At 60.5% G+C, this 16,786-nt stretch carries 9 protein-coding genes; all 9 read left to right on the forward strand.

Going from position 1 to position 16,786, the window contains the following annotated elements:
• The first annotated feature begins 161 nt into the window (after positions 1-161).
• The 9 genes from ABD796_RS10090 to addA all read left to right on the forward strand — a co-directional run bounded on the left by ABD796_RS10090 (position 162) and on the right by addA (position 16,783).
• Positions 162-743, forward strand: coding sequence for a glycerol-3-phosphate responsive antiterminator (locus ABD796_RS10090; protein ID WP_344906791.1), 582 nt, complete (start codon positions 162-164; stop codon positions 741-743).
• Entirely contained in the window at positions 740-2,233 is a 1,494-nt protein-coding gene (gene glpK, locus ABD796_RS10095) for a glycerol kinase GlpK (protein ID WP_344906794.1), read from the forward strand. Before ABD796_RS10090 ends, glpK begins: the two co-directional genes overlap by 4 nt.
• 201 nt (positions 2,234-2,434) lie before the next feature.
• Complete coding sequence (locus tag ABD796_RS10100) at positions 2,435-4,108, forward strand: glycerol-3-phosphate dehydrogenase/oxidase (RefSeq protein ID WP_379116229.1); 1,674 nt, start codon at positions 2,435-2,437, stop codon at positions 4,106-4,108.
• Positions 4,109-4,483: 375 nt separating this feature from the next.
• Positions 4,484-5,494 (forward strand): LacI family DNA-binding transcriptional regulator, encoded by a 1,011-nt coding sequence (locus tag ABD796_RS10105; RefSeq protein ID WP_344906796.1) that lies wholly within the window; start codon positions 4,484-4,486, stop codon positions 5,492-5,494.
• Positions 5,495-5,617: 123 nt separating this feature from the next.
• A complete protein-coding gene (locus ABD796_RS10110; protein WP_344906799.1) occupies positions 5,618-6,682 on the forward strand; it encodes an aldose 1-epimerase family protein in 1,065 nt (354 codons plus the stop codon).
• 216 nt (positions 6,683-6,898) lie between these two features.
• Positions 6,899-7,342 (forward strand): MarR family winged helix-turn-helix transcriptional regulator, encoded by a 444-nt coding sequence (locus ABD796_RS10115; RefSeq protein ID WP_344906802.1) that lies wholly within the window; start codon positions 6,899-6,901, stop codon positions 7,340-7,342.
• A gap of 7 nt (positions 7,343-7,349) precedes the next feature.
• Positions 7,350-8,987: an MDR family MFS transporter gene (locus tag ABD796_RS10120; RefSeq protein WP_344906804.1), complete on the forward strand. Its 1,638-nt coding sequence runs from the start codon at positions 7,350-7,352 to the stop codon at positions 8,985-8,987.
• A 149-nt stretch (positions 8,988-9,136) separates the two neighbouring features.
• Positions 9,137-12,679, forward strand: coding sequence for a helicase-exonuclease AddAB subunit AddB (addB, locus tag ABD796_RS10125; protein ID WP_344906807.1), 3,543 nt, complete (start codon positions 9,137-9,139; stop codon positions 12,677-12,679).
• Between the two features lie 45 nt (positions 12,680-12,724).
• The gene (gene addA, locus ABD796_RS10130; RefSeq protein WP_344906810.1) at positions 12,725-16,783 is read left to right on the forward strand and encodes a helicase-exonuclease AddAB subunit AddA; all 4,059 of its coding nucleotides are present in this window, start codon (positions 12,725-12,727) and stop codon (positions 16,781-16,783) included.
• The last annotated feature ends 3 nt before the right edge of the window (positions 16,784-16,786 follow it).

The raw sequence follows: 16,786 nt of genomic DNA on the forward strand, positions 1-16,786 counted from the left end.
GTGAGCTATAATGAAGGCAGTATGGTTTCATGACAAGTACAAAGTCAGAGCTAATTCTGTGTATTCGGAAAGGCCCAATCCCTTGGGGTGCAAGGGATTCGTCCATTCCACGAATACGGTTTAAGGTCTGACTTTGTACTAGGTCGGAGAGGAGAACCGGCGTGACTTTTCACAACCAGATCGTGCTGCCGGCGGCACGCAAAATCAAGGATCTCGAAAAACTGATGAAGCTGTCCTACGAATATATCGTTATTTTGGATACGCATATCAGCCAACTCCAATCGATCGTCAAACTGGCGAAGACTCACGGGAAAAAACCGCTGCTTCACGCCGATTTAATCGAAGGACTGAAAAACGACGAGAGCGCGGCGGAATATTTATGCCAGGTCATCCGCCCGGCGGGGCTCGTCTCGACCAGAACCGGCGTCATTACGAAGACGAAGCAGAATGGACTTATAGCGATTCAACGGCTGTTTTTGCTGGACACGAATGCGCTGGAAAAAAGCTACGCTCTGTTCGAGCGGACAAAACCGGATTATATCGAGGTGCTGCCTGGCGTCATTCCGCATATGATTACGGAAGTATACGACCGAACGGGCATCCCGATATTCGCCGGCGGTCTGATCCGCACGGCGAGCGATGTGGAGCAGGCTCTGCAGGCCGGGGCGTCCGCCGTCACGACATCGAATCCGGAGCTGTGGAGACATTTCGAGTTTTATGGGAGCAAGGAGGAACGAACATGACGCAGCAATACGTGCTGGCGATCGATCAGGGCACGACCAGCTCGCGGGCGATCCTGTTCGACGAACGCGGGCGCGCAGTAAGCTCGGCGCAGCAGGAAATCGGGCAGCATTTCCCGCGTCCGGGCTGGGTCGAGCACGACGCCAACGAAATTTGGGTTTCCGTGCTGGGTGTGATCGCTGCAGCGTTGTCGAAGGCAGGTGTAAACGCCGAGCAGGTTGAAGCAATCGGCATCACGAACCAGCGGGAGACGACGGTCGTGTGGGACCGGCAGACGGGCCGGCCCATTCACAACGCGATCGTCTGGCAGTCGAGGCAAACGAGCGATATATGCGACGAGCTGAAGCGGCAGGGGCACGAGGAGCGGTTCCGGCGGAAGACGGGGCTGCTGATCGACGCTTACTTCTCCGGGACGAAAATCAAATGGCTGCTCGACCATGTCGAGGGCGCACGCGAGAAGGCGGAACGCGGCGAGCTGCTGTTCGGGACGATCGATTCCTGGCTCGTCTGGAAGCTGAGCGGCGGCAAAGCCCACGTCACGGATTATTCCAACGCGTCGCGAACGTTGATCTACAACATTCACGAGCTGCGCTGGGACGAGGAGCTATTGGCGGTTCTGGATATTCCTCGCGCCATGCTGCCGGAGGTGCGACCTTCCTCGGAAGTGTATGCCGAGACGGTGGAGCATCACTTTTTCGGCAGGCGGGTGCGCATCGCGGGAATCGCCGGCGACCAGCAGGCGGCGCTGTTCGGGCAGGCTTGCTTCGATAGCGGGATGGCGAAAAATACGTACGGCACCGGCTGCTTTATGCTGATGAACACGGGGGACAAGGCGATCGCGTCGCAAAACGGTCTGCTAACGACGATCGCCTGGGGCGTCGGCGGCCGGATCGAATACGCGCTGGAGGGCAGCGTGTTTGTGGCGGGCTCTGCGCTGCAATGGCTGCGCGACGGAATGCGGATGCTGCAATCGGCGGCGGACAGCGAAACGTACGCGACCCGGGTGACGTCTTCGGGCGGGGTGTATGTCGTGCCGGCCTTCGTGGGCTTGGGGACGCCTTATTGGGACAGCGACACGCGGGGCGCGGTGTTCGGATTGACCCGGGGAAGCTCGAAGGAGCATTTTATCCGCGCCACCCTGGAGTCTTTGGCCTATCAAAGCAAAGATGTGCTCGATGCGATGGAGCGGGATTCCGGACTGCAGCTTAAAGGGCTGCGCGTCGACGGCGGAGCTGTCCGCAACGATTTTCTGATGCAATTCCAAAGCGATCTGCTGAATACGCGCGTGGAACGGCCGGTCGTTAATGAGACGACGGCGCTCGGCGCCGCTTATTTGGCCGGCCTGGCGGTCGGCTACTGGCAGGATAAGCAGGAGATTGCAGACGGCTGGAAGCTGGACCGGGCGTTCCGCCCGGTGATGGACCCCGAGGAACGGAAAAGCTTGTACGCCGGTTGGCAGAAAGCGGTCCATGCGGCAATGGCGTTCAAGTAGGCAGATCCGTTCATTTGAAAGATTGGCGAATTTTGTGGAAAGATGGGCTTTTGAAATACGGGTTGGCATGCTATAATTATGTTATAAGTTAATAAGTTGGTTGGAGATTAGGAGAAACCACGAACGTTCTCGGTCGCGCGACAGGCGCGGTCTAGATGTTTGTGGTTTTTTTGACCTTTTACAGAGAGAAGGGACTTGGAGATGGAGCAGCGATTTTCCGGCGCGGAGCGTCAACATACGATGAGCAAGATGGAGAGCGGCGTGTACGATGCGTTGATTATCGGCGGAGGCATTACGGGCGCGGGGATCGCGCTGGATGCGCAAACGCGGGGGATGAAGACGGCGCTGATCGATATGCAGGACTTCGCGGCCGGCACCTCCAGCCGTTCGACGAAGCTGGTCCACGGAGGGCTGCGGTATTTGAAGCAGTTCGAGGTGAAGATGGTGGCCGAGGTCGGGAAGGAGCGCAGCGTCGTTTACGAGAACGGGCCGCATGTGACGACGCCGGAATGGATGCTGCTGCCGCTTTATGCGGGCGGTACGTTCGGGAAGTTCACCACGTCGATCGGACTCAGGGTGTACGATTTTCTGGCCGGCGTGAAGCGCGGGGAGCGGCGAACGATGCTTAACGCCCGGGAGACGCTGGACAAGGAGCCGCTGTTGAAGCGGGAAGGCTTGAAGGGCGGCGGCTATTATGTGGAGTACCGCACGGACGATGCGCGCCTGACGATCGAGGTAGTCAAGAAGGCGGTGGAGGCCGGAGCGGACGCCGTCAACTATGTGAAGGCGGAGGAGCTTTTGTACGAGGACGGCAAGCTGGTCGGGGTCAAGGCACGGGATAGGATCGGCGGGGCAACGTTCACGATCCGGGCGCGCAAGGTGGTCAACGCCACGGGGCCGTGGGTCGATACGCTGCGCGAGCTGGACCGTTCCAAGCACGGCAAAACGCTGCGGCTTACGAAGGGCATCCATCTCGTGTTTGACGGCAAGCGGTTCCCGCTGCGCCAGGCGGTCTATTTCGATGCGCCCGACGGCCGGATGATATTCGCCATTCCGCGCGACGGCAAAACCTATGTCGGTACGACGGATACCGATTACTCGGGGGATACGGCCCATCCGCGCATGACCGCCGAGGATCGGGATTACGTGGTGGCGGCCAGCAATTTTATGTTTCCGGAGATGAAGCTGACGGCTGCCGACGTGGAGGCAAGCTGGGCGGGAGTACGGCCGCTTATTTACGAGGAGGGCAAGCCGCCTTCGGAAGTGTCGCGGCGTGACGAAATATTTCGTTCGCCGTCGGGCCTGCTGACGATCGCCGGCGGTAAGCTGACCGGGTACCGCAAGATGGCCGAGACGGTGACGGATATGCTCGACAAGGACCTTCGGGCGGAAGGGGGCGGTCCGTTTGCCCCGAGCTCGACGAGAACGTTGCCCGTTGCCGGCGGCGATGTCGGCGGCTCGGCGCAGTTCGCCGGCTTTGTCAGGCGCATGACCGAGCAGGGCGAACGGCTCGGCCTTGCGCGCGGGGTGGCCGAACGGCTGACGCGGCGCTACGGCACGAACGTCGCGGCCGTGTACGAGCGCATCGGGGGGCTGCAAGGGACAGCGGCTTTGCATGGGCTGCCGGCAGAGGTGTATGCCGCCCTCTTGTACGGCATCGAGCAGGAGATGACGGTAAAGCCCGTCGATTTCTTCATCCGGCGGACCGGGGCGTTGCTGTTCGATATCGACGCGGTGCGTCGCTGGAAGGACGGCGTCATCGGGGTGATGGCCGAACGATTGAGTTATAGCGACAATCAGGTTCGGGAGTACGCGGAGGAGCTGGAACAGGAGCTTCGGGCGGCGGTGACGCCGGCGGACAGCCAAGCCGACTGAGCAGTTGTATGGAACAGCCGTCGCATCCATTGGGAAGCGGCGGTTTTTCCTTTGCCGACAAGTACGTACGGTCCTCGCCTCGTTCCACATACCGTCCTCTCCTTGCTCCTCGCACCGCCCTCGCTTCCGTGCATTCCGTGATATGCGTTTACGTAATATCCGACTTCCGGGTCCTTCCACGACTTTTTTCCGCCATGAGCAAATCGAGTCTGTTCCTCTAAATTTGGATAAAAATTGATTTATATATAACATAATATGTTATATATTCGGAGAAGAAACTACGTTTCCTCAAAAAAAGTGCTGTTTCTTTCAGAAAAATGCTATAATGAAGTCAAAAACGACCTGATGAGGGACCGTTCTGGGAGAGAACATGACATGAAAACAACCATTTATGACATTGCCAAAGCGGCTGGCGTCTCGATCGCCACCGTCTCGAAGGTCATCAACGGGACGGGTCGGATCAGCACCGAGACGAGAGAGCGGGTCAACGAGATCATGCAGGAGATGGATTATCAGCCGAGCGTCGTCGCTTCCGCTCTGACCGGCAAAAGCACGTTTACGATCGGCCTGCTCATTCCCGATCTGGCCAATCCGCTTTATGCGGAAATCGCCCGAACCGTCGAGGATCGCGGCCGCGAGCTCGGTTTCAATCTAGTCATGTGCAGTACGGACAACAAGCCGCGCAGGGAAAACGATTATATTACGTTCTTGCGCCAGAAGCGCGTAGACGGCATTATTATATCGACGGGCATCAGCGACGAAGAAGGGATCGGGAATCTGGTCAGGCAGAAGATACCCGTCGCCGTCGTAACGCGCGAAATGGCGTCGCTGGAGGCGGACAGCGTCAAGGTTGACGACTTTCTGGGCGGCTATTTGGCGGCTTCCCATCTGACCGGGCTCGGCCACCGGCATATCGCCGTCCTGACCGAGGATTTGAGCCTGGCGACGAGCCGGGAGAGGGTAAGGGGGTACCGGTACGCGCTGAACGAGGCCGGAATCGACGCCGACAAGCAGTTCGTCGTCGAAAGCGTCTCTTCGGTCGAAGCAGGGCGGAAACACGCGCTGGAGATGCTGAGGTCGGACCGGTCGCCTACCGCGGTATTCGCCAGCAACGATCTACTCGCCATCGGTGTCGTGCAGGCGGCTAAGGAGCTGCGCCTATCTATCCCGTGGGATTTGTCCGTCATCGGCTTCGACAATACGCTGTTGGCGGGTATCGTCGATCCCCCGCTGACGACAGTCGCCCAGCCGATCGCCGCGATGGGGCGGCAAGTCATGGATCTTATTATTCAGGAAGTCCGGGGAGAAAAGAAAACGAAGCGGCGCATCGTCCTGAAGCCGGAGCTGATCGTCAGGCAGTCGACGACTTTCCCGCGCAAGGTATAACCCCCGAGCCGCGAGGGCGTGCAGGCACGTTTGGCTCCCGGGGCGGCCGTTGTCGCTTGGCGGCGCGGCTGCGGTCTCGAATGCGCCGTCACGTCCTTTTCCCGCAAAGAGAGGAGAAATACGGTGAAGTTATACGGCAAAACATGGACGCGCCGAGAACTGGAAGCACGGGTTGGGGACATCCGGCAGATCGGCGGGGTAACCCGGCTGAAGCATGCCGACGGCAAGGAAACCGGAGTCGAGGTTATCCGGGTGCGTACCGGCTCCGGCTTGGCTTACGACGTAACGCCGCAAAAAGGGCTGGATATTTCGCTCGCCGAGCTGGGCGGGGTACCGCTTTCCTGGCAAGCTCCTAACGGGAATGTCCACCCGATGTATTACGGGCCCGAAGGGGCGGATTGGCTGCGCACCGCCTCCGGAGGTCTGCTGATGACATGCGGGCTTGCGCATGTCGGCTCGCCGGGCTCGGACGCCCACGGCCGCTATGGCCTGCACGGCCGCGTCCACCATACGCCCGCGTCCCATATCGCCGCCGGGGAGCATTGGTCGGGGGACGAGCTGGAGCTGCGCGTATCGGGCATTGTGGAGGAGACGGCCATATTCGGAGGCCATTTGCGGCTGATCCGGGAAATCAGCTCGTTTCTTGGGGAGAATCGGATCGTCATCCGCGATCGCGTGGAAAACCGCGGTTTCCGGTCGGCGCCTCATCTGATGCTGTACCATTTCAATTTCGGTTTTCCGCTGCTCGGGGAACAGACGGAGGTCCGGTTTCCGGCAGCCGAGCTTGCCCCCAAGGAGGAGGGAACGCCCGTCGAGGGTTACGACCGCTGGCAAGCTCCGGATGCGCAAGCGGAGGAACGGGTGTACTACCACCGGCTTCGCCCGGAGGCGAAGGATGAGGCAGGAATGGCCGAAGTAAGCATACATAACCGTGCGTTCCCCGCCAACGGCGCTGCCGGTCCGGTTGCCGTAACGCTGCGCTGGTCCGCCGATACGCTGCCGCTGCTCGTGCAGTGGCGCATGCCCGGGGAGGGCGATCATGTGCTCGGTCTGGAGCCGTCCAACTGCGTCGTAGGCGGACGGGAGGCTGTTATCCGCGACCGGGGCGGACTGCCCGAACTTGCGCCCGGAGAAGCTGTGGAATATCGGCTGGAGCTGAATGTACAGCTTGAACTTCCGTCGTCGTAAGGGCAACAACAATCGGACACATACGAAAACGGGAGTATGGATAAATTAAAACCAACATTTATCGGCTCATTCATCGAGAATGGGCCTTTTTCCACTTTTTTGGCGGCATTCGCAGGATTGACTGCGCGTCGGAGGATGAGGTACACTAGCACTTAGTTTATTCCTAAAACGTTTAGTGCTAAACTATTAAATGATTCAAGTATTGGGGGGTGCGTGATGCCTGAGACCGGCAACGAGCTGCTGGAGCTGAGCAGCATGTTCAAAAGCTTGGTTAAAAAGATGACCCACGAGTGGAATCGACGGATGAGCGACAGTTTTACGATGACGCACTTCCGTACACTTTATATTCTGAACGCAAAGGGACCCCAGAAAGCGGCCGACTTGGCGGAAACGCTGTGCGTGACGTCCGGGGCCATTACCGGACTGGCGGACAAATTGATCGCCAGGCAGCTGCTTGAAAGGCAAAGGAGTGAGGACGATCGCAGGGTCGTGTATTTGAGCATCACGCAAGAGGGCAAGGACGTCTTGGAGCAGCTGCTGAACAAACAAAGAGAACTGATTTCCCTGCTTTTCCAAGGGCTGCCCAAAGAAGACGTCGAGCATTTGAAACGCATTTTTACGATTATGCTGGAGCACATGGATCAACTGGAAAAGGAGTAGAAAACACGTGGAACATTTAACGCACAAACGCAAAATGACCATCATGGTCGCGATCATCGCCGCAATGTTTTTTGCCGCGATCAATCAGACGATTGTCAGCACGGCTATGCCTCGCATCATTGCCATTCTCGGGGGCATGGATTATTACACGTGGGTCATCACGATCTACATGCTGACCTCGACCATCTCGACCGTATTGGTCGGCAAGCTTTCGGACATTTACGGACGTAAGCCGTTTATACTGGCCGGTATTGTATTCTTTATTATCGGGGCGTTTTTGACCGGCTTTTCCAAAGATATTTTTCAATTGATTACGTACCGCGGCATTCAGGGGATCGGGGCCGGTATTATTATGGCGTCCGCATTCACGGCCGTGGGAGACTTGTTTCCTCCGCGCGAGCGGGGCAAATGGACCGGCGTCATGATGGCCGTATTCGGTTTTTCCAGCGTCATCGGCCCTACGCTCGGCGGTTGGATTGTCGACCATATGGACTGGGAATGGGTATTCTGGATATTCCTTCCTGTCGGCATCGTCGCGTTCATCCTGATTTTGGCGCTGTTTCCGAAGGTGGATAAGAAGCAGGCCGAATCGATCGACTATTGGGGCTCGTTGTTCCTGACCTTGACGATCGTTCCGCTGCTGGTCGGCTTTTCTTGGGCAGGCACGAAATACGCCTGGGGCTCGCAGCAAATTATCGGCTTGTTCGCCGCAGCTATCGTGGCGCTCCTTATTTTCCTGGTAATTGAGACCAAAGTGAAAAGTCCGGTACTGCCGCTTTCGCTGTTTAAGAATAGCATCGTAACGATCTCCAACCTGACCGGGTTTCTGATGAACGCCGGCATGATGGGCGCGATGATTTACTTACCGTTTTTCGTGCAAGGGGTGCAGGGCGTATCGCCGACTTATTCCGGTTATGTGACGATGCCGATGTCGATCAGCATGGTCATCATCAGCTCGTTCACGGGCAGATGGATTACGAAATCGGGCAAATACAAGCGTTATGCCATGCTGGGCATGCCGATCATGCTGGCCGGGATGGTACTGATGGCTTTCATGAACAGTATATGGCTGGCGGTAATCAGCATGATCGTATTCGGTCTGGGTCTCGGCCTGGGCATGCCGGTCTTCTCGCTGACCGTGCAAAATGCAGTCCGCCCCGACCAATTGGGCGTAGCAACCGCTTCTTCTCAGTTGTTCCGGAATATGGGCGGCACGATCGGGATTGCGGTCATGGGCACGATTATGGCTACCAGCTTGAAAAACAATCTGAAGTCGGCGATCGGCTCCGGGGCAGGCGTCGATCTGACGAAGGTCGATCCGAAGGTAGCCGAACAGCTGGCGGCATTCCAAAATCCGGAAATGCTGCTCGATCAGCCGCGGCTTGAGCAATTGCGCCATACGCTGCCCGATGCCGCTCAACCGATTCTGACCAAGATGATCGATATGCTGCGCGATGCGTTGAGCTCCGCGCTGACGACGGTGTTTTTGTCCGGAGCGGCCTTGCTGCTCGTGGCGCTGGTGCTGGTTATTTTCCTGAAGGAAATTCCGCTTCGTACGTCCAACCGGATGCCGGGTCAGGGCGGAGAAGCAGCGAAGCCGGAGACGGGCGCGGATGTACCGGCCAACGTCGCCAAGCAAGTATAAAGAAACAAACCTTCATGCAAGTCGGGACAAAAAGGGAGAGCCGCTGTTGGCGGCGAACTCCCTTTTTCCTGTTTTTGCCATGGCGGACAGCCGATGCGAATTGTGCTACAATGGCAAATAAGAACGTTTGTTTTCGTACAGGAGGCCTTATGGCTATACGATACATACTTGGACGCACCGGCAGCGGGAAGACGGAACGCTGTCTGGAGGAAATCAGGGATATTTTGCGGCGGGAGCCGGAGGGCCCCCCGCTGGTGCTGCTCGTGCCCGAGCAAGCGACCTTTCAGGCGGATCATGCCCTCGTCTCGACGCCAGGCTTGGGAGGGACGATTCGCGCCCAGGTGCTCAGCTTTCGCCGGCTCGCCTTCCGGGTCATGCAGGAAGCAGGGGGAACGGCGCGTATTCACATTGACGACAGTGGCAAAAAAATGCTGCTGTACGATTTGCTGCACAAGCACGGCGGAGAGCTGCGGCAGTTTCGCGCTTCCTCCGGGCAGAGCGGCTTTATCGACAATCTGAACCGGATGTACAGCGAGTTCCGCAGATGCAACATCGACCCGCAGCGTCTCGAGCAGTTCGTCCGCGAGGCCGAACGCCGACAGGAGCCGGGCGGGCCCTACGCGCTGCCGACGGACAAGCTGCACGACCTGCTGCTGCTGTACAAGCGCTTCGAGGACCAGTTGTCCAACCATTATCTCGATTCCGAGCACCTGCTGACGCACATGGCCCAGCTCATGCCGGAATCGGCGTTTATTCGCGATGCGGTGGTGTGGGTAGACGGCTTCTTCGGTTTTACGCCGCAGGAGATGCAGGTGCTCGGCGAGCTTATGCGCTGCAGCAGGCAAGTGTCCGTCACCTTGTGCGTCGACCGCGAATACGATTCGACGGATACGCCGGACGAACTGGGCTTGTTTCACCCGACAGCGCGCACGCTTGTCCGGCTGAAGCGGCTTGCCGAGGAGCTGCGGATTGCGGAGGAACCGGTCGTCTTGTTGGAAGGAAGGCCGCGTCGGTTTGCGGACAGTCCGCAGCTTGCCCATCTGGAGCGTTCGTTCGAGTATCGCACCGGCAAGCCGTATACGGGACCGGCGGGCAACGAAATCGTGCTGGCCGCTGCGGTAAACCGTAGAGCCGAAGCCGAAGGGACGGCGCGCGAAATACTCCGGCTGGCTCGTGATGAGGGTTTCCGCTGGCGGGATATGGCGGTGATGGTCCGGGGGCTGGAGTCGTACGGCGATTTGCTGGCCGTTACGTTTACCGACTACGGCATCCCGTTTTTCCTCGATCAGAAGCGCGACGTGCTGCATCATCCGGTCGTCGAGCTGATCCGTTCGGCGCTTGAGGTCGTGGCCGGGCGTTGGGGCAACGACGCCGTATTCCGCTGCGTCAAGACCGAGCTGTTGTTCCCGCTCGAGTCCGCGATCGGCGAGGAAGACGACGGGTCGCTCCGGGACGCGCTGTGCAGGCTGGAAAATTACGTGCTGGCCGCCGGCATTCACGGCTCCCGCTGGACCGAGAAGCGTCCGTGGATGTACCGGGTAGGCTCGATGCTGGACGATGTGCAGGAAGGGGCGGCAAGAGGACCGGACGAATCGTTTTACGCCGAGATGGACCGGCTGCGCCGCATGATCGCCGCTCCGCTGGAGAAGCTGTCGGCGGGCTTGCGCGAGGCGAAGACGGTTCGCGGCATGGCCGAGGCGCTGTACCTTTTCCTGGAGCGGACGAAGGTGCCCGAACGGCTGGAGAGCTGGGGAAGGGAATGTCTGGAGAAGGGCGAGCCGGAGAAAGCGCGCGAGCATACGCAAATTTGGGGCAGCGTTATCGACCTGCTCGACCAGATCGTCGAGATGATGGGCGACGGGACGATGGCGGAGGACCGTTTTACCGGAATCGTCGAAGCCGGTCTGGACAGCATCAGACTTGGCCTCGTCCCGCCTTCGCTCGACTCCGTGCTGATCGGCACGATGGACCGGACGCGCTCCGGGGCCGTGCGCCGCATCTTCGTGCTCGGCGCGAACGACGGCGTGATCCCCGCAAGGCCGCAGGAGAGCGGCGTGCTGTCCGAGCCGGAGCGGGACCGGCTGGCGGAAGCCGGTCTGGAGCTGGCCGAGGGAGGCAGGCGCAAGCTGCTGGACGAGTCTTTCCTCATCTATACGACGCTGGCGGCCCCATCCGATTCGCTGTGGGTCAGCTACCCGCTCGCCGACGAGGAAGGGAAATCGCTGCTGCCTTCGGAGATCGTCAAACGGTTGAAGACGATGTTCCCGGACCTTCGCGAACGGCTGCTGCTTACCGATCCGGAATATCCCGATTCGTCCGCCGGAGACGATCCGTTCGAATACGCCGCTCATCCCGACCGGGCGATATCCCATCTGGCCGTGCAGCTGCGCCAGTGGATGCGCGGCGTCCCGATGGCCGATACGTGGTGGGACGTTTACAATTGGCTGTGCTCGCGACCCGAATGGCGGGAGAAGCTGGGTCGTACGCTGCAATCGCTAACTTATCGTAACGGCGAGCCGCGGCTGCCGGAACGGCTCAGCCGCGAACTGTACGGCGAGCTGCTGCGGGCAAGCGTATCGCGGATGGAACGCTTCGCGTCGTGTCCGTTTTCGCAGTTTGCCTCGCACGGGCTAAGGCTGAGCGAACGGCACGTCTACCGGCTGGACGCGCCGGATATCGGTCAGCTGTTCCACGCCGCGCTTAGCAAAGTGGCTCTGGAGCTGCAGCGCGAGGGAGCGGAATGGGGTTCGCTCACTGCGGAGCAATGCTTGGATCGCGCCTCCCAGGCGGTGGACGAGCTGGCCCCCCGGCTTCAGGGCGAAATTTTGCTCAGTTCCCGACGGTACGGCTATATTGCACGCAAGCTGAAGCAAATCGTCGGACGGGCTTCGATCGTGCTCGGCGTGCATGCTCGCCAAGGGCATTTCGTGCCGATCGGGCTCGAGGTCGGCTTCGGGCCGGGCCAGCCGCTGCCGGCGCTGGAGTTCGAACTGGGCAACGGCTGCCGGATGGAGATTGTCGGGCGGATCGACCGGGTCGACCGGGCGGACAGCGACAAGGGCGTCCTGCTGCGCGTCATCGACTACAAATCGAGCGATACGTCGCTCAAGCTTGCGGATGTGTATTACGGGATGTCGCTGCAAATGCTCACTTATCTGGACGTCGTCATCACGCATGCCGAACAATGGCTGGGCACGCCTTCGCTGCCTGCCGGAGTGCTGTACTTCCACGTACATAACCCGATGCTCGTGCGCAAAAACGGCTTGTCGGCGGAAGAAGCCGAAGCGCAGCTGTTGAAGCGATTTAAGATGAAGGGACTCGTCCTGGACGATCCCGAGACGGTCATGCTGATGGACGGCTCGTTCCGCGAGCGAAACGGCCATTCGCAGCTCATTCCGGTCGCCTTGAAGGCGGACGGGACTTTTTACAAAAACTCGTCCGTCGTCTCCGAGCGGCAATGGGGCGGATTGAGAAAGCATGTTCGTGGTATGATCGCGCAAATCGGCGAAGAGATTACCGACGGCGCCGTCGACATTAAGCCGGCCCGCTCCGGCACCCGGCTTGCGTGCGCCTTTTGCCCGTACAAGCCGGTATGCCAGTTCGAGCCGCAGTTCGAGGGCAACGGGTACAACCGGCTGCACCGGATCGAGAAGGATGCGGTTTGGCAGGCAATCGGGGAGGAAGCGCCGTAACAAGGAGAACGATAAACCGTAAGCGAGGAAAGGGGGAAGCCCGATATGACGCATGAAACCGGCGGTGCCGGGGAGCGGCCGGCCCGGCTGCCGAAGCCGGAAGGAAGCACCTGGACCGACGAGCAGTGGGAGGCGGTGAGGCTGCGCGGCTCGGACATTCTCGTGGCGGCGGCGGCGGGCTCCGGCAAGACGGCCGTGCTCGTGGAACGGATTATCCGGCGCATTTCCGACGAACGCGAGTCCGTCGACGTCGACCAGCTGCTGGTGGCGACGTTTACGAACGCCGCCGCGGGAGAGATGCGTCAACGCATCCGCGAGGCGATCGAGAAGCGGCTAGCGGAGCAGCCGCATTCCGAGCATTTGCGCAAGCAGGCGGCGCTCATTCACCGGGCCTCGATAACGACCTTGCATTCGTTCTGCCTGGACGTCATCCGCAGGCATCATCAGCGGATTCGGCTCGATCCGGCGTTCCGTATCGCCAATGAGACGGAAGCCGCGCTGATGCGTCAGGACGAACTGAGCGATCTGCTGGAGGAACAGTACGGCCAAGCGGAGGAGGACGGTCCGTTCTGGAAGCTGGCGGACGCCTTTGGCGGCGAGCGCGGCGACGATGCGCTGTTCAGGCTCGTGCAGCGGGTGTACGATTATTCCCGCAGCCATCCGTGGCCGGATCATTGGCTGACCGAAATGGCGGAGCGCTTCGCGCGGGCGGGGGACGCTTCCGCTTTCGCCGGCGATGCCGATCCATGGAGGCCCGCGCTGCTGGAGGATGTGCGTCTGGAGCTGCGGGGCATGGAAAGCTTGCTGGAGGAGGCGCTTGCGCTGTGCGGCCGTCCGGGCGGACCGCTGCCGTATGCGGACAACGTGAAGGACGATCTGCATCAGGTCCGCGAAGCGCTGGCGGCGGCCGATTTATCTTGGGACGCTTTGTACGAATCGTTCCGCTCGACTTCGTTCGGCAAGCTGAACGCCTCCCGCGGCAAAGACGTGGATAAGGCGCTGCAGGAAAGGGTCAAGCAGCTTCGCGACCGGTGCAAAAAGCAGTTTGCGGACATCCGCGAGGAGCTGTTCGAGCGTTCGCCGGAGCAGTACGCGGAGGAACTGGCCGCGATGGCCCCGGTCGTAGGCAAGCTGGCCGATATCGTGATCGCCTTCGCGGACCGGTACAAGCGAGCCAAGGCGGCCAAGGGGCTGGTCGATTTCGCCGACCTGGAGCATTATTGCCTCGATATATTGCGCCACCCCGATTCCGCGCCCGGCCGTCTGCTTCCGTCGGATGCGGCGGAGCAATACCGCGAGCAGTTTGTGGAAATTTTGCTGGACGAATATCAGGATACGAATACGGTTCAGGAAGCGATCGTAGCTCTCATCGCCCGGCCGGCCCCCGGCAACCGGTTTATGGTCGGGGACGTGAAGCAGAGCATCTACCGGTTCCGTCTCGCCGAGCCGGGGCTGTTTATGGCCAAATATAGAACGTTCGGCCCGTCCGCGGAGGAGGAGCCGCAGGGAGGACGCAAGATCGACTTGGCCCGCAACTTCCGCAGCCGCCGGCAAATCGTGGACGGGGTCAACTATATTTTTCGGCAAATTATGAGCGAGCGGGTCGGGGAAATGGAATACGACGACGCGGCGATGCTCGTCTGCGGGGCGTCTTATCCGGACAGTCCGAACGACGAGACGATCGAGCTGGTGCTGATCGACCGGGGAAGCGGAGGCGAGGACGAGCAGCCGGCCGCGTATGCCGGGGACGATGCGGACGAAACCGACGATAGCGGATCAACCGGACCGGCCGCTGCGGCAAGCGCCGCCGCCGCCAGTCTCGAGCAGGAGGAGCAGCAGACGGAAACGGCTCAACTGGAAGCCCGGTTCGTCGCTGCGCAAATACGCCGGCTCATGGGGATGGACGGGCACCCTCCGTTTCGGGTGTACGACCGCGGATCGGGCGGTCTGAGACCGATCGTATTCCGGGATATCGTCATCCTGCTGCGCGCCACGTCCCAGTGGGCTCCGGTATTTGTCGACGAGCTGAGGGCCGCGGGCATTCCCGGCTACGGCGATCTGAATACCGGATATTTTACCGCTACCGAAGTGGAAATTATGCTGTCTCTACTGCATGTCATCGACAATCCGTATCAAGATATTCCGGTGGCGTCCGTGCTGCGCTCCCCGATGTTCGGCCTGACGGCGGCCGAACTCGCCGAGATTCGCATCGTGGGGCGAGGTAAGCCGTTCTACGAGGCCGTGCTGGCTTGGTTGGCGGCATATGACGGCGCGGAGTCGCCCCGCCAAGAGGCAGGGCCCGCTATGCCCGCGACCCCGGCGCTGCGCGACAAGCTTGTCCGTTTCCGGATGCTGCTCGAACGCTGGCGGGATGAGGCGAAACAGGGCTCTCTGGCCGAGCTGATCTGGCATATTTACCGGGAGACCGGCTACTACGATTTCGTCGGGGGCATGCCCGGCGGCACGCAGAGGCAGGCTAACCTGCGCGCTCTGTACGACCGGGCCCGCCAGTACGAGGCGACGTCTTTCCGCGGCTTGTTCCGGTTTTTGCGCTTCGTCCAGCGGATGCGCGACGGCGGGACCGATCTGGGGGCGGCGAGGGCGCTTGGCGAGCAGGAGGACGTCGTCCGCATCATGTCGATTCACAAAAGCAAGGGGCTCGAGTTTCCCGTCGTGTTCGCAGCCGGTTTGGGCAAAACGTTCAACCAGACCGACCTGTACGATCCGTTCCTGCTGCACAAAGAGCTCGGCTTTGGGCCCATGTATACCGATCCGGCACTGCGGGTGGCGTGCCCGACGCTGCCGATGCTTGCTATCCGGCGGCGGATGAAGATGGAGATGCTCGCCGAGGAGTTCCGGGTGCTCTACGTCGCTTTGACGCGCCCCAAAGAAAAGCTCGTGCTCGTCGGTACGCTCAAATCGGCGGAAGACGCGCTGCAAAAATGGGGCCGGATACAGGAGGAAAGCGGCTGGCGCCTGCCCGAGCACGAGATGGCGCGGGCTCGCACGTACCTCGATTGGCTCGGTCCGGCGTTGGTGCGCCATCCCGCCGCCCGCATTCTCCGGGCGGGGACAGAGGAGGATGCGGCATATGAAGCGCCCGAAGCGATGGCCGGCGAAGCCTCCGAATGGGATGTCGGCATTGTTTCGTCGCTCGGCTTCGCGCAAGCGGCCGCAGCTGTGGAAGCCGGCTTTGTAGCGGACGAACGGCTGGATTCGGTGACCCGGCTCGAACGGGTGGAGCGCAGAGACGTGGAGGAAAACGATCGTTTGCTGGACGGTCGGTTCGATTGGACGTATCCGTTCGAGCAGGCGTCTGCCCTGTTCTCCAATACGTCGGTATCGGAGCTGAAGCGGCTGGCGGAGCGCTCGTTCGGCGCCGACGATACGCAAGCTTCCGCCGACTGGGTCGGAGCGCTTGCCGGCGGAGCGGAAGGGAAGAATTCGCGGCCTTACGGCACGGCGGACGGAGCTCCGCAGCTTTCCTTGGCCAAGCGGCCGAATTTCCTTGGCAAAAAAGCGATGACGGCCGCGGAACGAGGGTCGCTTTACCATGCGGTCATGCAGCATATCCCGTTAACCGGGGAAGTGACGGAGTCGGTCGTCGCGACCACGATGGAGCGGATGGTGTCGCGCCAAATGCTGCTGGCCGAGCATCTTGCAGAAATCGATCCCGGCGTGATCGCCGCCTTTTTCAGCGGACCGGTCGGGAACCGGCTGCTGAGGGCGGAGAAGGTGTACCGGGAGGTGCCCTTCAATTATGCCCTGCCGGCGGAGGAAGCCTACCCGGGAGCAGGCGAGGCGGTGCGCGGCGAGACCGTGCTTGTGCAAGGGGTGATCGATTGCCTGTTCGAGGAGGGCGGACAGCTCGTCCTGCTCGATTTCAAGACGGATGCGGTGTACGGCGACCGGCTGGAGCTGCTGAAGCAGCGCTACGCCGTTCAGCTTGGCTTGTACGCTAGGGCGATCGAGCACATCTGGCGGCGGCCGTTAAAGGAGAAGCTGCTCTATTTCTTTGACGGGGCGCATACCGTGACCTTGGACGGGGAAGCCGCGCTTTCCGGAGCGTTGCCAGGGCGGATGTGCCAGCCGCCGACAGGATAACAG

Origin of the sequence: Paenibacillus hodogayensis, assembly GCF_039536325.1 — a bacterium.
Lineage (GTDB): Bacteria > Bacillota > Bacilli > Paenibacillales > NBRC-103111 > Paenibacillus_AB > Paenibacillus_AB hodogayensis.

Excerpts from the sequence above, each read along its gene's own strand:
- glpK (WP_344906794.1), top strand. The coding sequence starts at position 740 with ATGACGCAGCAATACGTGCTGGCGATCGATCAGGGCACGACCAGCTCG.
- ABD796_RS10100 (WP_379116229.1), top strand. The coding sequence starts at position 2,435 with ATGGAGCAGCGATTTTCCGGCGCGGAGCGTCAACATACGATGAGCAAG.
- ABD796_RS10105 (WP_344906796.1), top strand. The coding sequence starts at position 4,484 with ATGAAAACAACCATTTATGACATTGCCAAAGCGGCTGGCGTCTCGATC.
- ABD796_RS10115 (WP_344906802.1), top strand. The coding sequence starts at position 6,899 with ATGCCTGAGACCGGCAACGAGCTGCTGGAGCTGAGCAGCATGTTCAAA.
- addB (WP_344906807.1), top strand. The coding sequence starts at position 9,137 with ATGGCTATACGATACATACTTGGACGCACCGGCAGCGGGAAGACGGAA.
- addA (WP_344906810.1), top strand. The coding sequence starts at position 12,725 with ATGACGCATGAAACCGGCGGTGCCGGGGAGCGGCCGGCCCGGCTGCCG.